Origin of the sequence: Streptomyces sp. UH6, assembly GCF_013421635.1 — a bacterium.
Lineage (GTDB): Bacteria > Actinomycetota > Actinomycetes > Streptomycetales > Streptomycetaceae > Streptomyces > Streptomyces abyssomicinicus.
This window is the reverse complement of the sequence record NZ_JACADT010000891.1, coordinates 1-2,362: the sequence shown is the minus strand read 5'-3', so window position 1 is coordinate 2,362 and position 2,362 is coordinate 1. Positions and strand designations below refer to the sequence as shown.

3 protein-coding genes are annotated in these 2,362 nt (G+C 72.2%); all 3 read left to right on the top strand.

Annotated features, from left to right (window positions below; all coding sequences use genetic code 11):
* The first annotated feature begins 97 nt into the window (after positions 1-97).
* The 3 genes from HW445_RS27220 (at position 98) to HW445_RS27210 (ending at position 2,238) form a co-directional block, all read left to right on the top strand.
* Positions 98-532 carry an ester cyclase gene (locus HW445_RS27220; RefSeq protein ID WP_180223527.1) on the top strand — a complete coding sequence of 145 codons (435 nt, stop codon included), beginning with the start codon at positions 98-100 and terminating at the stop codon, positions 530-532.
* Positions 533-752: 220 nt separating this feature from the next.
* Positions 753-1,022, top strand: coding sequence for an acyl carrier protein (locus HW445_RS27215; RefSeq protein WP_180223526.1), 270 nt, complete (start codon positions 753-755; stop codon positions 1,020-1,022).
* Positions 1,015-2,238, top strand: a complete 1,224-nt coding sequence (locus HW445_RS27210) for a beta-ketoacyl synthase (RefSeq protein ID WP_180223525.1) — start codon at positions 1,015-1,017, stop codon at positions 2,236-2,238. Before HW445_RS27215 ends, HW445_RS27210 begins: the two co-directional genes overlap by 8 nt.
* The last annotated feature ends 124 nt before the right edge of the window (positions 2,239-2,362 follow it).

Sequence of the window (2,362 nt, the reverse complement as noted above, 5' to 3'; positions counted from 1 at the left end):
GTTCCACCCGACGGACCGTCACCGCGCCATCCGGCGGGCCGTCCGCACCACCGCCCGAGGGATCAACCCTGTCAACCCACTCTCCAGGAGAGACGCCATGAGCACCGAAGCACTCGACCTCGCCATGAACATGGGCCTGATCTTCAACGACCTGAACGAGGAGGCCGCCCTCACCTGGGTCGCCCCCGAGTTCGTCGACCACGAGGCGCAGCCCGGCGTGCCGAACGGCCCGCTCGGCTACCTCGGTACCGCCCGCTGGGTGCACAGCGCCTTCGAGGGCGCCACGTGGGAGCACCTGGACAGCTTCTCCGAGGGCGACCGCGCCGTGCTGCGGCTGCGCTTCACCGGCAAGCACACGGGCGACTTCCTGGGCATCGCCCCCACCCAGCGCCAGGTGGACGTCGAGCAGACCCACATCTACCGCATCGAGGACGGCAAGGTCGTCGAGCACTGGGGCTTCCGCCAGGACCTGCTGATGCTGACCCAGCTCGGCGCCATCGCCCTCACGCCGCCGACCCCGGCCGCCGCCTGACCCTCCGGGTCCCCCCACCTCGAGGCGCCCTCACCTCGAGGCCCCTCACCCCGAGGTCCCTCCGCACCAAGCCCCCCCCACACCAAGCCCCCCACACCAAGACCCCCCACACCAAGCCCCCCTCGGGGCCCGGGGTCCCCACACCCCGGGCCCCCTCCGCACCACGACCACTGGAACCGCGCCACTCCGGAACCACACCACTTACCGCAAAGGACGCATCATGACCGTGCAGAGCCTGGAACTCGACTCCGACCTGCGCCTGAAGGTCGTCGACATCGTCAACGAGGAGCTGGAGCTGGAGGACGGTGAGCTGACCGACGACGGTCACTTCATCGAGGACTACGACAGCGACTCCCTCACCCTGATCACCGTCGTCTCCCGAATAGAGAAGGAACTCGGCTACGTCCTGCCCAAGGAGGAGCTCGAGTCCCTGACCACGCTGCGGGTGCTGCTGGCGGCCGTCGCGGGATGCGCAGCGCAGAATGCCTGAGACGCCCGTGCGCCGAGTCGTCATCACGGGGCTCGGAGCGGTCAGCCCGGTCGGTATCGGCGTGAAGGACTTCGCCGATGCCGTCCGGGCGGGCCGGGTCGGCATCGGGCCGGTTCGCAGCTTCGACGCCACTCCGTTCCCCAGCCGCAACGCCGCCGAGGTGGCCGGTTTCGAGCCGGCCGCCGTGCTGCGCAACCTCGACCCCGACCGGTGGGGGCGCAGCGCGCTCCTCGCCGCCGCGGCCTCCCGCCTGGCCGTCGAGGACTCCGGGATCGACGCGCGGGAGCTCCGCGCCGGCCGGTCCGGCTCCATCATGGGCACCACCAGCGGCGAGTCCGCGGTGGCCCAGAGTCTGGGAGGCCAGTGGGTCACCCAGGGGCTCAAGGGCCTGGAGCCGCGCCTGGTCGGGCAGATGCCCGCCGGACAGATCGCCGGCGCCGTCAACGCCGAACTCGGGCTGAGCGGCGACGCCCAGACCATCCCCACCGCCTGCTCGGCCAGCAACTACGCGCTGGGGTACGCCTTCGACATGGTCCGCTCCGGCGAGGCCGACCTCATGCTGGCCGGCGGCGCCGACTCGGTGAACCGCCTCACCCACGCCGGGTTCTACGCCCTGGGCGCGATGGCGAAGGACCTGCCGCAGCCGTTCGACGCGGGCCGCTCGGGCATCGTCACCGGCGAGGGCGGAGCGGCGCTGCTGCTGGAGCCGCTCGACCACGCGCTGGCGCGCGGCGCCCGGATCTACGCCGAGGTGCTCGGGTACGCCGCCAACTGCGACGCCGCCCACATGGTGCACCCGGACGCGACCAGCATCGCCGCCTGCATCCGGGCGGCCCACCGCGACGCCGGGGTCACCCCGGAGCAGATCGACTACATCTGCGCCCACGGCACCGGCACGCCGACCAACGACTCCACCGAGATCCGGGCCGTGCGCCAGGTGTTCGGGGACGGGCTGCCGCCCATCAGCTCCATCAAGTCGATGCTCGGCCACACCATGGGCGCGGCCAGCGGCTTCGGCGCCATCGCCTGCTGCACCGCCCTGGAGCAGGACTTCCTGCCGCCCACCGCGAACCTCGTCGAGACCGATCCCGAGCTGGGTCCCGGCGTGGACTGCGTGCCGGGCCGCGGCCGCGACGCCCGGGTCGACATCGTGCAGAACCACGGGTTCGCCTTCGGCGGCAACAACGTCATCACCATCCTCGGGAGGTATTCGTGACCACGGCCGCGCCCGTGCAGTCCCTGCCCGCGCAGTCCGCGCCGGTGCAGCCGCTGGCGGTGGTCGGCGTCGGAGTGGTCTCCAGCGCCGGTCACGGGCTGGCCCCCCTGGCCGCGCTGCTGGG

Coding starts and splice junctions, on each gene's coding strand:
- HW445_RS27220 (WP_180223527.1), top strand. CDS start 98: ATGAGCACCGAAGCACTCGACCTCGCCATGAACATGGGCCTGATCTTC.
- HW445_RS27215 (WP_180223526.1), top strand. CDS start 753: ATGACCGTGCAGAGCCTGGAACTCGACTCCGACCTGCGCCTGAAGGTC.
- HW445_RS27210 (WP_180223525.1), top strand. CDS start 1,015: ATGCCTGAGACGCCCGTGCGCCGAGTCGTCATCACGGGGCTCGGAGCG.